This window comes from Paenibacillus sp. GbtcB18 (genome assembly GCF_019091125.1).
Classification (GTDB): domain Bacteria; phylum Bacillota; class Bacilli; order Paenibacillales; family NBRC-103111; genus Paenibacillus_F; species Paenibacillus_F chitinolyticus.
On record NZ_JAGXJX010000890.1, the window covers coordinates 1 to 235 of the forward strand.

At 58.3% G+C, this 235-nt stretch carries 1 protein-coding gene; it reads left to right on the forward strand.

Going from position 1 to position 235, the window contains the following annotated elements; genetic code table 11:
• Positions 1–27: 27 nt before the first annotated feature.
• Positions 28–235, forward strand: a 208-nt coding sequence (locus KVT34_RS31215) for an HTH domain-containing protein (protein WP_217563393.1), incomplete at its 3' end; no start/stop codon positions are given.

A 235-nucleotide genomic window follows, 5' to 3' on the forward strand; every position in this document is an offset into this window, starting at 1 on the left:
GAGTAGGGCCACTTAGGGGGAGTGAACATGAAGCTTGGACGGTTTCTGACCACTACGACTCTGCTGCTCCACCGAAAGCGGGTTCAAGCGCAGGAATTGGCGGACCAGCTTGGAGTGTCTCTGCGCACCATTTATCGCGATCTCGCTTCTCTCGGTCACGTCGGCCTTCCCATCGTCTCCTATACCGCCATGGAAGGCGGTTATGAGAGTATGGACAGCTTCCGGCTGGGCCGGC